Source organism: Kitasatospora sp. NPDC093550, assembly GCF_044764985.1.
GTDB lineage: Bacteria > Actinomycetota > Actinomycetes > Streptomycetales > Streptomycetaceae > Kitasatospora.
The window spans coordinates 12,074-28,425 of the sequence record NZ_JBIWJF010000020.1; the positions used below are offsets into that span (position 1 = coordinate 12,074).

At 72.9% G+C, this 16,352-nt stretch carries 9 protein-coding genes; 7 read left to right on the forward strand and 2 right to left on the reverse strand.

Going from position 1 to position 16,352, the window contains the following annotated elements; genetic code table 11:
- The first annotated feature begins 862 nt into the window (after positions 1–862).
- The 7 genes from ACIRD3_RS28060 to pyk all read left to right on the forward strand — a co-directional run bounded on the left by ACIRD3_RS28060 (position 863) and on the right by pyk (position 13,885).
- On the forward strand, positions 863–2,818 hold the full coding sequence (locus ACIRD3_RS28060; RefSeq protein ID WP_402222257.1) for an alpha-1,4-glucan--maltose-1-phosphate maltosyltransferase: 1,956 nt from the start codon (positions 863–865) through the stop codon (positions 2,816–2,818).
- The gene (treS, locus tag ACIRD3_RS28065) at positions 2,815–4,539 is read left to right on the forward strand and encodes a maltose alpha-D-glucosyltransferase (protein WP_402222023.1); all 1,725 of its coding nucleotides are present in this window, start codon (positions 2,815–2,817) and stop codon (positions 4,537–4,539) included. The genes ACIRD3_RS28060 and treS overlap by 4 nt, the downstream gene beginning before the upstream one ends.
- Before the next feature lie 242 nt (positions 4,540–4,781).
- On the forward strand, positions 4,782–6,272 hold the full coding sequence (locus tag ACIRD3_RS28070; protein WP_402222026.1) for a phosphotransferase: 1,491 nt from the start codon (positions 4,782–4,784) through the stop codon (positions 6,270–6,272).
- A gap of 65 nt (positions 6,273–6,337) precedes the next feature.
- Positions 6,338–8,773 (forward strand): 1,4-alpha-glucan branching protein GlgB, encoded by a 2,436-nt coding sequence (glgB, locus tag ACIRD3_RS28075; protein WP_402222028.1) that lies wholly within the window; start codon positions 6,338–6,340, stop codon positions 8,771–8,773.
- Between the two features lie 198 nt (positions 8,774–8,971).
- Positions 8,972–11,143 carry a phosphate acetyltransferase gene (gene pta / locus ACIRD3_RS28080; protein ID WP_402222031.1) on the forward strand — a complete coding sequence of 724 codons (2,172 nt, stop codon included), beginning with the start codon at positions 8,972–8,974 and terminating at the stop codon, positions 11,141–11,143.
- Positions 11,140–12,363: an acetate kinase gene (locus ACIRD3_RS28085; protein ID WP_402222034.1), complete on the forward strand. Its 1,224-nt coding sequence runs from the start codon at positions 11,140–11,142 to the stop codon at positions 12,361–12,363. Before pta ends, ACIRD3_RS28085 begins: the two co-directional genes overlap by 4 nt.
- 94 nt (positions 12,364–12,457) lie before the next feature.
- The gene (gene pyk / locus ACIRD3_RS28090; protein WP_402222037.1) at positions 12,458–13,885 is read left to right on the forward strand and encodes a pyruvate kinase; all 1,428 of its coding nucleotides are present in this window, start codon (positions 12,458–12,460) and stop codon (positions 13,883–13,885) included.
- Positions 13,886–13,986: 101 nt separating this feature from the next.
- Here pyk and ACIRD3_RS28095 read toward each other — a convergent pair whose 3' ends face one another.
- On the reverse strand, positions 13,987–15,537 hold the full coding sequence (locus ACIRD3_RS28095) for a hypothetical protein (RefSeq protein WP_402222040.1): 1,551 nt from the start codon (positions 15,535–15,537) through the stop codon (positions 13,987–13,989).
- The gene (locus ACIRD3_RS28100) at positions 15,534–16,250 is read right to left on the reverse strand and encodes a DUF6114 domain-containing protein (protein WP_402222042.1); all 717 of its coding nucleotides are present in this window, start codon (positions 16,248–16,250) and stop codon (positions 15,534–15,536) included. Before ACIRD3_RS28100 ends, ACIRD3_RS28095 begins: the two co-directional genes overlap by 4 nt.
- Positions 16,251–16,352: the final 102 nt, after the last annotated feature.

Below are 16,352 nucleotides of genomic sequence, written 5' to 3' on the forward strand. Positions count from 1 at the left end.
ACTGTCGTACCGGTGCAAAAACCTTGTCGCCGATGCGAGGATGGCCGAAGGTCGTTGATGCTGTGGAGAGTCCGGCGACGGGTGGCGTCCCCCTCTAAGCAGCACGTCCGAATCCTTTTCGCGTTGGCCGTTCCCCTTCTCCTTAGCCCGTTCGGCGCTCACCGCGCACCGGCGCGTGTCCTCACGCCCGGCCCGCTCGTTCACGGGTGGACCGGGCCGCCCAGGGGCGTGCTCCCGGAGGCGTGCGCCGGGACGCGCACGGGCTCCGGGGCGTCCCGCCACCGGCTCGGCGGGCGCCGGGCGGGTTGCCGGGGACAGCGGCGCGGGCAGGCTCCGGTCGCACGTCCTCCCCACCCAGCAGTCCTCCCGGTACTCCCTGGCCCGACCCCGGCCCGCGGGAGCTGCCGCTGATCTCGGGCAGGAGCTTGGCATGCACGGCGACACGCGGGACCAGTCCACACCGGTGGCCGAAACCCTCGACCCAGCGGTCGCGGAATCCGCCGGACGGATGGATTCTGACAGTCGTACAGATCCGGCGATGCCGGCGCCCAGGGCGTCCGGGCCGGTCGGTACCGGATCCTCCGAAGCCCGGTCATCCGCGGCGGCCCGAGAACCCGGGGCCGCGGAGGACCGGACCACGTCACCCCGCCGGCGCACCACCACGCGCCGCACCACCGCCACCGCGTCGGCCACCACCCCCGAGGCCGCCGCCGGGAGCGGCTCCGCACCGCGCCGGACCGCCGCCGCCAAGAAGACGGCCGCTCCGAAGGCGCCCGCCGCGAAGACCACCGGCCGGTCCGCCGCCAAGTCCGCCGCGAAACCCGCCCCGAAGCCCTCCGCCCGCAAGACAGAGAGCGACACCGTGATCGGCCGCATCCCCGTCCTGGACGTCAGCCCCCTCGTCGACGCCGGCCGCCGACCGGCGAAGGCCGTCGCCGGCGAGACCTTCCTGGTCACCGCGACCGTCTTCCGCGAGGGCCACGACGCCGTCAACGCCAACGTGGTGCTGCGCGACCCGCGCGGCCGCAGCGGCCCGTGGACGCCGATGCGGGAACTCGCCGAGGGCACCGACCGCTGGGGCGCGTACGTCACCCCGACCGCGCCCGGCCGCTGGTCCTACCTGGTGGAGGCGTGGAGCGACCCGATCGCCACCTGGCGCCGGACCGCCTCGGTGAAGCTGCCCGCCGGGATCGACACCGCGCTGGTCCTGGAGGAGGGCGCGCGCCTGTTCGAGCAGGCCGCGGCCGGGGTGCCGAAGAAGGACGGCCGCGCCGACGTCCTGGCCGCCGCCGACGCGCTGCGCGACCCGACCATGCCGCCGCTGTCCCGGCTGGCCGCCGCCCTCGCCCCCGAGGTGCTGGAGGTGCTGGCCCGTCACCCGCTGCGCGAACTGCTCAGCGCCTCCCGCCCGCTGCCGCTGCAGGTGGACCGCGAGCGCGCGCTGTTCGGCTCCTGGTACGAGTTCTTCCCCCGTTCGGAGGGCGCCGTGGTGGACCCGAGCGGCGTCGAGCCGCCGCGCTCGGGCACCCTGCGCACCGCCGCCGAGCGGCTGCCGGCGGTCGCCGCGATGGGCTTCGACGTGGTCTACCTGCCGCCGGTGCACCCGATCGGCCGAGCCTTCCGCAAGGGCCCGGACAACACCCTGACGGCCGGTCCGCACGACGTCGGCTCGCCCTGGGCGATCGGCTCCCCCGAGGGCGGCCACGACGCCGTCCACCCCGACCTCGGCACCATCGAGGACTTCGACCACTTCGTCAACGAGGCCCGGGAGCTGCACCTGGAGGTGGCGCTCGACTTCGCCCTCCAGTGCTCCCCCGACCACCCCTGGGTGAACAAGCACCCGGAATGGTTCAGCCACCGCGCGGACGGCACCATCGCCTACGCCGAGAACCCTCCGAAGAAGTACCAGGACATCTATCCGATCAACTTCGATCAGGACATGGATGGAATCGTCAAGGAAACCATCCGGATCCTTCGCTTCTGGATGTCCCACGGTGTGCGGATCTTCCGGGTCGACAACCCGCACACCAAGCCGGTGGTGTTCTGGGAGAAGGTCCTCGCCGACATCGCCCGCACCGACCCCGATGTCGTGTTCCTGGCGGAGGCCTTCACCCGTCCGGCGATGATGCACACCCTGGCGAAGATCGGTTTCCACCAGTCGTACACGTACTTCACCTGGCGCACCACCAAACCGGAACTCACCGACTACCTCACCGAACTCACCGGTGACGCGGCCGCCTACATGCGCCCCAACTTCTTCGCCAACACCCCGGACATCCTGCACGCCTACCTGCAGCACGGCGGCCGTGCCGCCTTCGCGGTCCGCGCGGTGCTCGCCGCCACCCTCTCCCCCAGCTACGGCGTGTACGCCGGCTTCGAGCTGTACGAGAACGAGCCGGCCCACCCGGGCTCCGAGGAGTACCTGCACTCGGAGAAGTACGAGCTGCGCCCGCGCGACTGGAACCGCACCGACACCCTCGCCCCGCTGCTGACGGTGCTGAACCGGCTGCGCCGGCGCCACCCCGCCCTGCAGCAGCTGCGCGACCTGCGCTTCCACCCCACCGACAACGACCAGGTGCTCGCCTACTCCAAGACCGCGACCACTCCCGAGGGGCTCACCGACCAGGTCATCACCGTGGTGAACCTCGACCCGCACCACGTCCAGGAGGCCACCGTCACGTTGGACGGCGACGGCCCGTACGCGGTGCACGACGAGCTCACCGGCGCCGTCTACACCTGGGGCCGGCACAACTACGTCCGGCTCGATCCCTCAGCCGAGCCGGCTCACCTCCTCACGGTTCGGAGGAACCCAGCGTGACAGTGAACGAGCCCGTCCCCGACACCTTCCCCGAGACCTCGAAGAAGAACCTGGACCCCGAGTGGTTCAAGCGTGCGGTCTTCTACGAGGTGCTGGTGCGGTCCTTCCAGGACAGCAACGGCGACGGGGTCGGGGACCTCAAGGGGCTCACGGCCAAGCTCGACTACCTCCAGTGGCTCGGGATCGACTGCCTCTGGCTCCCCCCGTTCTTCGCCTCGCCGCTGCGCGACGGCGGCTACGACGTGTCCGACTACACCTCGGTGCTGCCGGAGTTCGGCGACCTCGCCGACTTCATGGCGTTCACCGACGCCGCGCACGCCCGGGGCATGCGGGTGATCATCGACTTCGTCATGAACCACACCAGCGACCAGCACCCGTGGTTCCAGGCCTCCCGGACGGACCCGGACGGGCCGTACGGCGACTTCTACATGTGGGCGGACGACGACAAGCAGTACCCGGACGCCCGGATCATCTTCGTCGACACCGAGACCTCCAACTGGACCTACGACCCGGTCCGCAAGCAGTACTACTGGCACCGGTTCTTCTCGCACCAGCCGGACCTCAACTACGACAACCCCCGGGTCCAGGACGAGATGATCGCCGGGCTGCGGTTCTGGCTCGACCTCGGCATCGACGGCTTCCGGCTGGACGCGGTGCCGTACCTGTTCGCCCGCGAGGGCACCAACTGCGAGAACCTCCCGGAGACCCACGAGTTCCTCAAGCGGGTCCGCAAGGAGATCGACGCCGACTACCCCGACACCGTGCTGCTCGCCGAGGCCAACCAGTGGCCGGAGGACGTCGTCGACTACTTCGGCGACTTCACCTCGGGCGGCGACGAGTGCCACATGGCGTTCCACTTCCCGGTGATGCCGCGGATCTTCATGGCGGTCCGCCGCGAGTCCCGCTACCCGGTGTCCGAGATCCTCGCCAAGACCCCGCGGATCCCGGGCGGCTGCCAGTGGGGCATCTTCCTGCGCAACCACGACGAGCTGACCCTGGAGATGGTCACCGACGAGGAGCGCGACTACATGTACGCGGAGTACGCCAAGGACCCCCGGATGCGCGCCAACGTGGGCATCCGCCGCCGGCTCGCCCCGCTGCTGGAGAACGACCGCAACCAGATCGAGCTGTTCACCGCCCTGCTGCTCTCCCTGCCCGGCTCGCCGGTGCTCTACTACGGGGACGAGATCGGCATGGGCGACAACATCTGGCTCGGCGACCGGGACGGCGTGCGCACGCCGATGCAGTGGACCCCGGACCGCAACGCGGGTTTCTCCTCCGCCGACCCGGGCAGGCTCAGTCTGCCGCCCATCATGGACCCGGTGTACGGCTACCAGGTGACCAACGTCGAAGCGCAGCAGAGCAGTTCGAGTTCGCTGCTGCACTGGACGCGTCGCATGATCGAGATCCGCAAGCTCAATCCGGCGTTCGGCCTCGGCAGCTACGCCGAACTGCCGTCCAGCAACCCCGCCGTGCTCGCCTTCGTGCGCGAGCACGAGGGGGACCTGGTCATGTGCGTGAACAACTTCTCGCGGTTCGCCCAGCCGACCGAGCTGGACCTGCGGCAGTACGGCGGACGCTACCCGGTCGAGCTGATCGGCGGGGTGCGCTTCCCGTCGATCGGTGAGTGGCCCTACCTGCTCACCCTGGCCGGGCACGGCTTCTACTGGTTCCAGCTCCGGCAGCCCCCGCGCCTGAGCGGGACCAGGCGGTCGAAGTAACGATCCGCCGCACCCGTCACACCAGCACCACCAGACCCTCCGGGGGCGCGAGTTGAACCCCAGCGCCCCCGGAGTTCTCTGCACCACCGCGTACGGAGAACAGCCCAACGGCCACCCACACGAAGGCGTGACACCCGAGCCGTGCTCGCGTGCCGCGACCGCCGCGCCGCCGAAATCCGGAAGACTGACGGACCCGGCCACGACCCGTCGGGCAGTCCGCGTGCTTCCGGGGAAAGGGAGTCATGTCCGAAACCTCCCGCTCTCAAGCCCATGTGCAGCACGACGACCCGGCCGGAGCCACCGCGCCGGCCGGCGCGCGGGGCTCCGGGGCCCGGAGAACCGCACTGGGGGTCAGCGAGCTCGTCCAGGCGGCGCTCCCGCTGATCGCCGCGTGGCTGCCCACCCAACGCTGGTACGCCGGGAAGGGCCGGCCCATCACCGGGCTCACCCCTGTGGTCGGCACCCCGCTGCAGGTCGGCGACCCGGCCCTGCTGCACCTGCTGCTGCGGGTCGAGCACGCCACCACGGCCGGCGCGCCGCACGGCGACATCTACCAGCTGCTGCTCGGCATCCGCTCCCAGGGTCTCGGGGACATCGGCCCCGGCGCGGTGCTCGGGCGGCTCACCCAGGGCCCGTACGACGGCGCGACCCTCTACGACGCGGTGCACGACCCCGAACTCACCGGCCGCCTGCTGGAACACCTCGCCACCGGCGACCGCTTCGGCTCGCTGTCCTTCCGCCGCACCCCCGGCTCCGGACTGCCCGCCAACCTCCCCGGCCGCGCCTCCACCGCCGAGCAGTCCAACAGTTCGGTCATCTACGGCACCTCGTACATCCTCAAGCTGTTCCGCCGCATCCACCCCGGCACCAACCCCGACCTCGAACTCTCGCTCGCCCTGTCCCGGGCCGGCTCCACCCGGATCCCCCGGGTCGCCGCCTGGTTCGAGAGCCGGATGGAACGCGCCGAACCCGCCACCCTCGGCCTGCTCCAGCGCTACCTGCCGGACGCCGAGGACGGCTGGGAGCTCGCCCTCGACCAGGTCGGCCGGCTCAAGGGCGACCGCTCCCCCGGCAACTTCGCCATCGAGGCGCACCGGCTCGGCCGGGCCACCGCCGAGGTGCACCGGGTGCTGGCCCGCTCGATGCCGGTCGCCCGGCTCGACCGCGCCCAGACCGGTCGGCTGGCCACCGCGATGGCCGACCGGCTGGACAGCGCCGTCGCCGCCGTCCCCGGGCTGCTGCGCTTCCGGGCCGCGCTGCGCACCGCCTTCCAACAGCTCGCCGACGCCCACCCGGACGGCCTGCCGGTCCAGCGCATCCACGGCGACCTGCACCTCGGCCAGGCCATGCGGACCCCGCACGGCTGGGTGCTGCTGGACTTCGAGGGCGAGCCGGCCAAGTCGGTCAACGAGCGGCGCGAACCGCAGCCCGCCCTGCGCGACGTCGCCGCGATGCTCCGCTCCTTCGACTACGCGGCGGCCCACCTGCTGGCCGGCGGCCCGGTCGACCCGGAGCTGGCCCACCTCGCCGCCGCCTGGGCCCAGCGCAACCGCACCGCCTTCTGCGCCGGCTACACCGCCGGGGGCGGCGCCGACCCGGCCGCCTCGCCGGAGCTGATGCGGGCCCTGGAGATCGACAAGGCGGTGTACGAGGTGGTGTACGAGGCCCGGCACCGGCCGAGCTGGCTGCCGATCCCGTTGGCCGCGATCAACCGCCTCGCCCTGTCCGTCTGACGCTCCACCGTTCCGCGCACCGCCCGCAGGAGTTCGCCCACCCCCCGCCGCAGGAGGACCAAGCCGTGACGCCGCTCGACCCGACCGGCCGCCCCAACCGCTCAGTTCCGGCCACCTTCCTCGCTGGGCCGCAACCCTCCGGGCCGGACCCCTCCGGACCGGAGGCCTCGGCGCCGGAGGTTTCGCTGCCGGAGGCCTCGGCGCCGGAGGTTTCGCTGCCCGACGTCCCGGCGCCGGAGGCCCCGGCGCCGGCCCCGGCCGAGGAGCCCCGGGGGGCCGAGCACCCCGCCACCCCCCTCGGGGCGCTGCGCCTGCCCGAGGCGCCGCTGCCGCCGGCCGAGGTGGACCGGCTGGTGAGCGGGCAGCACCACGACCCGCACGCGCTGCTCGGCGCGCACCCGGTGCACGGCGGCACCGCGATCCGGGTGCTGCGCCCGTTCGCCGAGCGGGTGGTCGTCGAGACCGCCCAGGGCCCGGCCGAACTCACCCACCAGCAGGGCGGGTTGTTCACCGGACTGGTGGCCGGGCGGGAACTGCCGGACTACACCCTGCTGGTGACCTACCCGGACGGCGAGCCGCTGCGCCAGCACGACGGCTACCGCACCGCGCCCACCCTCGGCGAGCTCGACCTGCACCTGATCTCCGAGGGCCGGCACGAGCAGCTGTGGCGGGCGCTCGGCTCGCACGTGCGCACCGTCGACGGCGTGGCCGGCACCGCGTTCGCGGTCTGGGCGCCGAACGCCGCCGGGGTGCGGCTGATCGGCGACTTCAACCACTGGAACGGCACCGGGCACCCGATGCGCTCGCTCGGCTCCTCCGGGATCTGGGAGCTGTTCGTCCCGGGCCTGGCCGAGGGCACCACGTACAAGTACGAGGTGCACACCCGGCAGGGCTGGGTGCTCGACAAGGCCGACCCGCTGGCCCGGGCCGCCCAGTGCCCGCCCGGCACCGCCTCGGTGGTCACCTCCTCCGACTACCGCTGGCAGGACGACGAGTGGATGGCCCGCCGGGCCCGTGCCTCGCACCACCGGGCCCCGATGTCGGTATACGAGCTGCACCTGCCCTCCTGGCGCCCCGACCTCACCACCTACCGCGCCATCGCCGAGGAACTGCCGCGCTACCTGAAGGAGCTGAACTTCACCCACGTGGAGTTCATGCCGGTGATGGAGCACCCCTTCGGCGGCTCCTGGGGCTACCAGGTGTCCGGCTACTACGCCCCCACCGCCCGGCTCGGCGGCCCGGACGACTTCCGGCACCTGGTGGACACCCTGCACCGGCACGGCATCGGCGTCATCGTCGACTGGGTGCCCGCGCACTTCCCCAAGGACGACTTCGCGCTCGCCCGCTTCGACGGCGAGCCGCTGTACGAGCCCGCCGACCCGCTGCGCGCCGAGCACCCGGACTGGGGGACGCTGGAGTTCGACTACGGCCGCAAGGAGGTGCGCAACTTCCTGGTCGCCAACGCGGTCTACTGGTGCGAGGAGTTCCACATCGACGGCCTGCGGGTGGACGCCGTCGCCTCGATGCTCTACCTCGACTACTCCCGCGAGGGCGGCGCCTGGACGCCCAACCGGTACGGCGGCCGGGAGAACCTGGACGCCGCCTCCTTCCTGCAGGAGATGAACGCCACCGTCTACCGGCGCTGCCCGGGGGTGGTCACCATCGCCGAGGAGTCCACCGCCTGGGACGGCGTCACCCGCCCCACCGACGCCGGCGGCCTCGGCTTCGGGCTGAAGTGGAACATGGGCTGGATGCACGACTCGCTGGTCTACATGTCCAAGGAGCCGGTGCACCGCAAGTACCACCACAACGAGATCACCTTCTCGATGGTGTACGCCTACTCCGAGAACTACGTCCTGCCGATCTCGCACGACGAGGTCGTCCACGGCAAGCAGTCCCTGGTCTCCAAGATGCCCGGGGACTGGTGGCAGCAGCGCGCCAACCACCGGGCCTACCTGGGCTTCATGTGGTCCCACCCGGGCAAGCAACTGCTGTACATGGGACAGGAGTTCGCCCAGGGCGCGGAGTGGGACCACGAGCAGGGCCCGCAGTGGTGGGTGCTCGACGAGCAGTGGCCGGCCCACCAGGACCACCTCGGGGTGCGCCGCCTGGTCCGCGACCTCAACCGGCACTACCTCGACACCCCGGCCCTGTGGGAGCTGGACACCACCCCGGACGGCTTCCGCTGGCTCGACGGCGGGGCCGCCGACGACAACCTGCTCTCCTACGTCCGCTACGCGGCCGACGGCAGCCCGCTGGTCGCGGTCTGCAACTTCTCCCCGGTCGTCCGGCACGGCCGCCGGGTCGGCCTGCCCCGTCTGGCCGGCCGCGACCAGCTGTGGGAGGAGGTGCTGAACACCGACGCCGAGGAGTACGGCGGCGGCGGGATCGGCAACTCCCACCCGGTCAAGGCCGACCCGGTCGAGTGGGACGGCCAGCCCCGCTCCGCCGAACTGGTCCTCCCCCCGCTCGCCACCCTCTGGCTGCGCCCGGCACGCTGAGGACCCGAGCGCCTGCCCGGCCCGGGCAGGCGCTCGGCCCGGCCGCGGCACCGGGAACCCGGGCTCCTCGGCGGCGCCCCGGGCCGTGACCTTCGTCCCTTGCCCTGCGGGGCCGACTCTGCTCGCGGACGGGTGTTCGCGGTGCGAAGGTATGGTCGAGATGACCACCTTCCGAGACGACGGGACGGAGACATCCGCGTGGCGCGCAGCGTGTACGTGACCGGTATCGACCGGGGGGACGGCCGCCAGGCGGTCGAACTCGGGGTCATGGAACTGCTCACCCGCCAGGTGGACCGGGTCGGGGTCTTCCGCCCGCTGGTGCACGCCGCCGCACCCGGGCAGCCGGGCTCGGACCACGTCGTCGAGCTGCTGCGCGGCCGCTACCGGATCGACCAACCGGGCACCGAGTTGTACGGGCTCACCTACGAGGAGGCCGCCGCGCTGCAGGCCGCCCGGGGGCAGGACGAACTGGTCTCCGTGCTGGTCGACCGCTTCCGCGCGATGGAACGGCGCTGCCAGGCGGTGCTGGTGCTCGGCACCGACTTCGCCGACACCAACATCCCGGACGAGCTCGCCTTCAACGCCCGGCTGGCCAACGAGTTCGGCGCCGCCGTGCTGCCGGTGATCGGCGGGCACGCCGAGGACCCGGACGCCGTGATCGCCGAGGTGCGCAACGCCCACCGGGCGTACACCGACCTCGGCTGCGAGACCCTGGCGGTGATCGCCAACCGGGTCGCCCCGGCCGGCAAGCAGCGGATCCAGCGCGCGCTCACCGAGAAGCTGCCGATCCCCGCCTACGTCATCCCGGAGGAGCCGGCCCTGGCCGCGCCGACCGTCGCCCAGCTGGTCGAGGCGACCGGCGCCGAGGTGCTGCTCGGGGACGCGGCCGGCCTGGCCCGGGACGTGCGCGGCTACGTCTTCGGCGGCGCCATGCTGCCGACCTTCCTGGACGCGCTGACCGAGGGCGCGCTGGTCGTCACCCCCGGGGACCGCGCCGACCTGGTGATCGGCTCGCTCGCCGCGCACGCCGCCGGCGCCCCGCCGATCGCCGGGGTCCTGCTGACGCTCGGCCAGCACCCCGGCCCGAACGTGCTGGCGCTGGCCGCCCGGCTCGCCCCCGGCACCCCGGTCGCGGTCGTCCCCGAGGGCAGCTGGCCGACCGCCGCCACCCTGACCCACCTGGAGGGCAAGCTCACCGCGGCCAGCCCGCGGAAGGCCGAGATCGCCCTCGGCCTGTTCGAACTACACGTCGACACCGCCGAGTTGACCAACCGGATCGAGGTCGGCCGGTCCGAGCGGGTGACCCCGATGATGTTCGAGCACGAGCTGCTGGAGCGCGCCCGGGCCGGCCGCCGGCACGTCGTCCTGCCCGAGGGCACCGAGGACCGGGTGCTGCGCGCGGCCGAGATCCTGCTGCGCCGCAACATCTGCGACCTCACCCTGCTCGGCGAGCCGGACGCGGTGCGCCGCAAGGCCGCCGCACTCGGCATCGAGCTCCCGGAAGCGGGGACGCCTCCCGGCCCCCGGGCCGGGGGAGAGCCGGGCGCCGACCGCGCCCGGGTCCGGATCGTCGACCCGAGCACCAGCCCGCTGCGCCGCCAGTTCGCCGAGCTGTACGCGAAGCTGCGGGCCCACAAGGGGATGACGGTCGAGCTCGCCCTCGACGTGGTCACCGACGTCTCCTACTTCGGCACCCTGATGGTCCAGGAGGGCATCGCAGACGGCATGGTGTCCGGTGCGGTGCACTCCACCGCGGCCACCATCCGGCCCGCCTTCGAGGTGATCAAGACCTCGCCGGGCGCCGCGATCGTCTCCTCGGTCTTCTTCATGTGCCTGGCCGACAAGGTGCTGGTGTACGGCGACTGCGCGGTCAACCCCGACCCGGACGCCCAGCAGCTGGCCGACATCGCCATCCAGTCCGCCGCCACCGCCGCCCAGTTCGGGGTGGAGCCGCGGGTCGCGATGCTCTCGTACTCGACCGGCACCTCCGGCTCGGGCAAGGACGTCGACAAGGTGCGCAAGGCGACCGAGATCGTCCGCGAGCTGCGCCCGGACCTCCTGGTCGAGGGCCCGATCCAGTACGACGCGGCGGTGGACGAGCACGTCGCGGCCACCAAGCTGCCCGGCTCGCCGGTGGCCGGGCGGGCCACCGTGCTGATCTTCCCGGACCTCAACACCGGCAACAACACCTACAAGGCCGTCCAGCGCTCGGCCGGCGCGATCGCGGTCGGCCCGGTGCTGCAGGGGCTGCGCAAGCCCGTCAACGACCTCTCGCGCGGGGCGCTGGTGGAGGACATCGTCAACACCGTCGCGATCACCGCCATCCAGTCCCAGGACCGCACGCAGGACCGCAAGGAGCCGAAGGCATGACTGAAGGAACGCGGGTTCTGGTGCTGAACGCCGGCTCCTCGTCGGTGAAGTACCAGCTGATCGACATGCTGGACGGCACCCGGCTGGCCTCCGGGCTGGTCGAGCGGATCGGCGAGGCCGGCGGCCGGCTGGTGCACACCCCCCGCGCGGGCGAGCGGCGCGAGGCGCCGCAGGCCTTCCCCGACCACTCGGCCGCGCTGAAGGCCGTCGCCGAGGAGCTGGCCGCCGACGGCCTGGGGCTGGACTCCCCCGAGCTGGCCGCGATCGGCCACCGGGTGGTGCACGGCGGCAAGCGGTTCACCGCGCCGACCGTGATCACCGACGAGGTGCTCAAGGAGGTCCGCCGGCTGATCCCGGTCGCCCCGCTGCACAACCCGGCCAACATCACCGGGATCGAGGTGGCGCGGGCGCTGCGCCCCGACCTCCCCCAGGTGGCCGTCTTCGACACCGCCTTCCACGCCACGATGCCCGAGGCCGCGGCCCGGTACGCGATCGACAAGGACGTCGCCGACGAGCACCGGGTGCGCCGCTACGGCTTCCACGGCACCTCGCACCAGTACGTCTCGCGGGCCACCGCCCGGCTGCTCGGCAAGGACCCGGCCGAGGTCAACGTGATCGTGCTGCACCTGGGCAACGGCGCCTCGGCCTCGGCCGTCAGCGGCGGCCGCTGCGTGGACACCTCGATGGGCCTGACCCCGCTGGAGGGCCTGGTCATGGGCACCCGCTCGGGCGACATCGACGCCGGCGTGGTGTTCCACCTGCACCGGGTGGGCGGTCTGTCGATCGACGAGATCGACGACCTGCTCAACCGCCGCAGCGGCCTGCGCGGGCTGTGCGGCGAGAACGACATGCGCGAGATCATGCGCCGCGCGGACGAGGGCGACGCGGACGCCCGGCTCGCCTTCGACGCGTACGTGCACCGGCTGCGCAAGTACATCGGCGGCTACTACGCGGTGCTCGGCCGGGTGGACGCGATCGCTTTCACGGCGGGGGTCGGGGAGAACGCCGCGCCGGTGCGCGCGGCGGCCACGGCGGGGCTGGACGAGCTGGGCATCGCCGTCGACCCGGAGCTGAACTCGGTGCGCTCCGGCGAGGCCCGGATCATCTCGCCCGCGTACGCCCGGGTGGCGGTCGCGGTGGTGCCCACCGACGAGGAGCTGGAGATCGCCCGGCAGGCCTTCGCGCTGGTGCACCGGGAACCCGGCCGGTCCGGGGAATGACACCGAATCGTCTCGCTCCTCGGAACGTTCCGTCGGCGATTCCTCCAGGTCCGCGCCGAATGCGCGGATAACTCGAACGGATAGACTGACCGATATGCGCCGAGCGAAAATTGTCTGCACCCTGGGTCCGGCGACGGACTCCTACGAACAGCTGAAGGCCATCGTCGAAGCGGGCATGAACGTCGCCCGACTGAACATGAGCCACGGCAACCACGCGGACCACGAGGAGCGGTACCGCAAGGTCCGCCAGGTCTCGGAGGACACCGGCAAGGCCATCGGCGTCCTGGCCGACCTCCAGGGTCCGAAGATCCGTCTGGCGACCTTCGCCAACGGTCCGGTGACCGTCGACAACGGTGACGAGTTCACCATCACCACCGAAGACGTCCCCGGTGACCAGCACATCTGCGGCACCACCTACAAGGGCCTGCCCGGCGACGTGAAGCCCGGCGACCCGATCCTGATCAACGACGGCGTCATCGCCCTGGAGGTCGTCAGCGTCGACGGCCCGCGGGTGAAGACCGTGGTGGTCGAGGGCGGCGTGCTCTCGAACAACAAGGGCATCAACCTGCCCGGCGCGGCCGTGAACGTGCCCGCCCTGTCCGAGAAGGACAAGGACGACCTGCGCTTCGCGCTGCGTCTGGGCGTCGACATGATCGCCCTGTCCTTCGTCCGGAACGCGGACGACATCAAGGACGTCCACGAGGTCATGGACGAGGTCGGCATCCGGGTGCCGGTCATCGCCAAGATCGAGAAGCCGCAGGCCGTCGAGGCCATGGAGGAGATCGTCCTCGCCTTCGACGCCATCATGGTCGCCCGCGGCGACCTCGCCGTGGAGTACCCGCTGGAGCGGGTGCCGCTGGTCCAGAAGCAGCTGATCACGCTGGCCCGCCGCAACGCCAAGCCGGTCATCGTCGCCACCCAGATGATGGAGTCGATGATCCACGCCTCGCGCCCGACCCGCGCCGAGGTCTCCGACGTCGCCAACGCCATCCTGGACGGCGCCGACGCGGTCATGCTCTCCGCCGAGTCCAGCGTCGGCAAGTACCCGGTGGAGACCGTCCGCACCATGAGCCGGATCTGCGAGAAGGCCGAGGAGGAGCTCGTCTCCCAGGGCCTGCAGCCGCTCAACCCGGGCCGCAAGCCGCGCACCCAGGGCGGCTCGGTCGCCCGTGCCGCGTGCGAGCTGGGCGACTTCCTGGACGGCAGGGCGCTGGTCGCGTTCACCAAGTCCGGTGACACCGCGCGCCGGCTCTCCCGCTACCGCTCGCCGATCCCGGTGATCGCGTTCACCCCGGACTCCGCGACCCGCAACCAGCTCTCGCTGAGCTGGGGCGTCGAGGCGTACGTGACCGAGCAGGTCGCCACCACCGACGCCATGGTCGCCCAGGTCGACCGTGAGCTGCTGCGGATGGGCCGGCTCGGCGAGGGCGACACCGTGATCGTCACCGCCGGTGTCCCGGTCGGCATCCCCGGCACCACCAACATGGTGCAGGTGCACCACCTGGGCACCCGGGGCGCGTGAGCCTCGGGCCGTGACGCCCTGACGTCCCCCGACGTCCCGCCAACGCCCGTGGGGCGGTCCTCCGGAACCGGAGGACCGCCCCACGGGCGTTGCGGCGTCCGCTACTTGTCGCTGTAGGGCGCGTCGTCGTTGAACAGGTGCATCCCCGGGATGTGCAGGGTGCCGCCGAACTGACCGGCCTGCTTGGCGGTGACGCCGGTCAGCTCCAGGTCCAGCGGGATCGGGATGGCGCCGATCAGGTCGTACAGCCAGCGCGGCAGGGTGTCCGGGGTGAGGGTGATCTCGCCCAGGTCGATCGGGATCGGCAGGCCGAGCAGCTTGGAGAGGTGGCCGGACAGCCGCTCGACGTACATGGTGACCGGGCCGTTGCGCATGGTCGAGGTGGACCCCTTGGCGCCCTGGACGTGGAAGGTCACGCCATTGCCCTCCAGGGTCGACATGTCGAGGTTGTCGATGTCCACGCTGTCGACCACGAACTTCAGCACCCGCTTGCTGCCGGTCGGGGTCTTCACGTCGTAGACGCCGTGGAAGACCGCGCCGTGCAGGGCCAGACGACTGGTCAGCAGCGTCCAGTTCTGCTCCGGGACGACGTGCCCGGGCGCCGCCGCGCCGGCGGTCAGACTCCGGGTGTCCACGGCGCAGTTGGGGTTCGCGGTGGGCGAGGCGGTGGGCGAGGCGGACGGCGAGCCGGAGGCGCCCGCGGAGGGCGTGGCGGTACCGGTGGCACCCGCGGAGGGCGTCGCCTTGGGGCTCGCCTTCCCGCTCGGCGTCGCGGCGGGCGAGGGCGCGCCGGACGGCTGGGCCGCGGGCGCCGCCGCGCCCTGGCCGGCCGCCGGAGCCTGGGGCTGGGCGGGCTGCGCGGGCTGGGCCGGCGCGCCGGTCCTCGGGGCGGGGGCGGACGGGGTGGTGGCCGGCGGCGCCGGGGTCTGGCCGGGCTTGGGGGCCTGGGTCTGGGTCGGGCTCGGCGACGCGGTCGGGTTCAGCAGGTGGTTGATGCCGCCGACGATGTCGTCGATCAGCCCGGCCTGGGTCGCCAGGCCCGCACCGCTGCCGGTGCCCTGCGGGGCCGCGCCGGGGGCGACCGTACCGGGGGCGGCCGCGGCGGCGGGGGTGGTGGCCGCGTCGGTGGTGGTGGCCGCGTCGGTGGTGGTGGCCGCCGCCCGGGCGGCGGGCTGCTGGGCGGCGGGCGACGCGGCGGACGAGGGCTTGACCGGCGAGGTCGGCTGCTGGGTCGGCGTGGCGGAGGGCGACTGGGTCGGCGCGTGGGTGGGGGCCGCGGTCGGCGCCGTGGTCGGGCCGCCGGTGGGGCTTCCCCCGGCGCCGGTGGTCGGCGGCTGGGTCGGGGCCGTGCTCGGCCCGCCGGACGGGGCGGGCGGCGGCTCGGGCAGCTCGCTCTTGGGGACCGGCGTCTCGATCGGCGCGACGTCCGGCACGGTGACCGGCGCGTTGCCGCAGGGCTTGCCCGCCGCGGACTCGGCGATCGCCGGGTTGGGCGTGTAGGCGGCGGCCATCAGCAGCGCGGTCGGCACCGCGGCCATCGCGAGCGCGCGGCCTCTCAGCCGGACCCGTACGGGCGTGCGCCGGGCCGCGTGCCGGCCGGAGCGCTGCGCCGGGACGGTCGTGCCGTCGGCTTGCTCGGCCGGCCCGGTCACCGCGCCCCCTCCGGGTCGGCGGCGCCGGTCTGCTTCGGGACCTCGGGCCGGTCGGCGGGCTCGGCGGTGGCGGCCTCGGCGGCCGGCTCCTGCGGCGCGCCCTGGGCGGGCAGCTTGGCGGTCGGGGCCTCGGCGGCGGCTTCCGGCGCGGCCTCGACGGCCGGCTCGGCGACCGGCTCGGCGACCGGCTCCGCGGCGGCCGTCGGCTCGGTCGCGACGCTCTGCGCCACGGCGTTGCCCGCCGTCGCGCCGGCCGCGCCCTTGCCCCGGCGGCGTCCGTGCTTGGCCGTCGCCTCGGCCTTCGGCTCGGGCAGCGGCGCCCAGGAGACCATCAGCCCGCCGCCGATCAGCCCGGGCAGCAGCGACAGCCCGAAGCCCGCCAGGTTGGAGACCGGGATCGAGACCAGGGTCAGCAGGATGGTGGCGATGCCGCCGAAGACCCGCACCGCGGGCTGGAACCAGGCGGTCATCCCGAGGATGATCATCAGCACCCCGATGATCAGCGAGCCGGCCCCGGCGGTGGTGGACATCGCGATGGTCAGGCCACCGAACGACAGGTGCGCGTAGGGGAAGTAGAGGATCGGGACGCCGGCGATCATGGCCAGCAGGCCGCCCCAGAAGGGCCTGGTGCGCCGGAAATCACGGAAGTGCCGCCAGAGCCACCCGATCGGGTTCTGGTGGGCGGTCCGGGGTTCGACCGTTGCGCTGGACATGGTGCAGCTCCTCGATGTCGCTACGAGGGAAGAACAATGGGGGTGGGCCGGGGGTGGCGGTGGTCCGCCGCCCCCGGCCCCGGGTGGACCCGTCGATCGGGC

Bases quoted from the DNA above. Each gene is read 5' to 3' on its own strand.
- ACIRD3_RS28070 (WP_402222026.1), top strand. From the start codon at position 4,782: ATGTCCGAAACCTCCCGCTCTCAAGCCCATGTGCAGCACGACGACCCG.
- ACIRD3_RS28085 (WP_402222034.1), top strand. From the start codon at position 11,140: ATGACTGAAGGAACGCGGGTTCTGGTGCTGAACGCCGGCTCCTCGTCG.
- pyk (WP_402222037.1), top strand. From the start codon at position 12,458: ATGCGCCGAGCGAAAATTGTCTGCACCCTGGGTCCGGCGACGGACTCC.
- ACIRD3_RS28100 (WP_402222042.1), bottom strand. From the start codon at position 16,250: ATGTCCAGCGCAACGGTCGAACCCCGGACCGCCCACCAGAACCCGATC.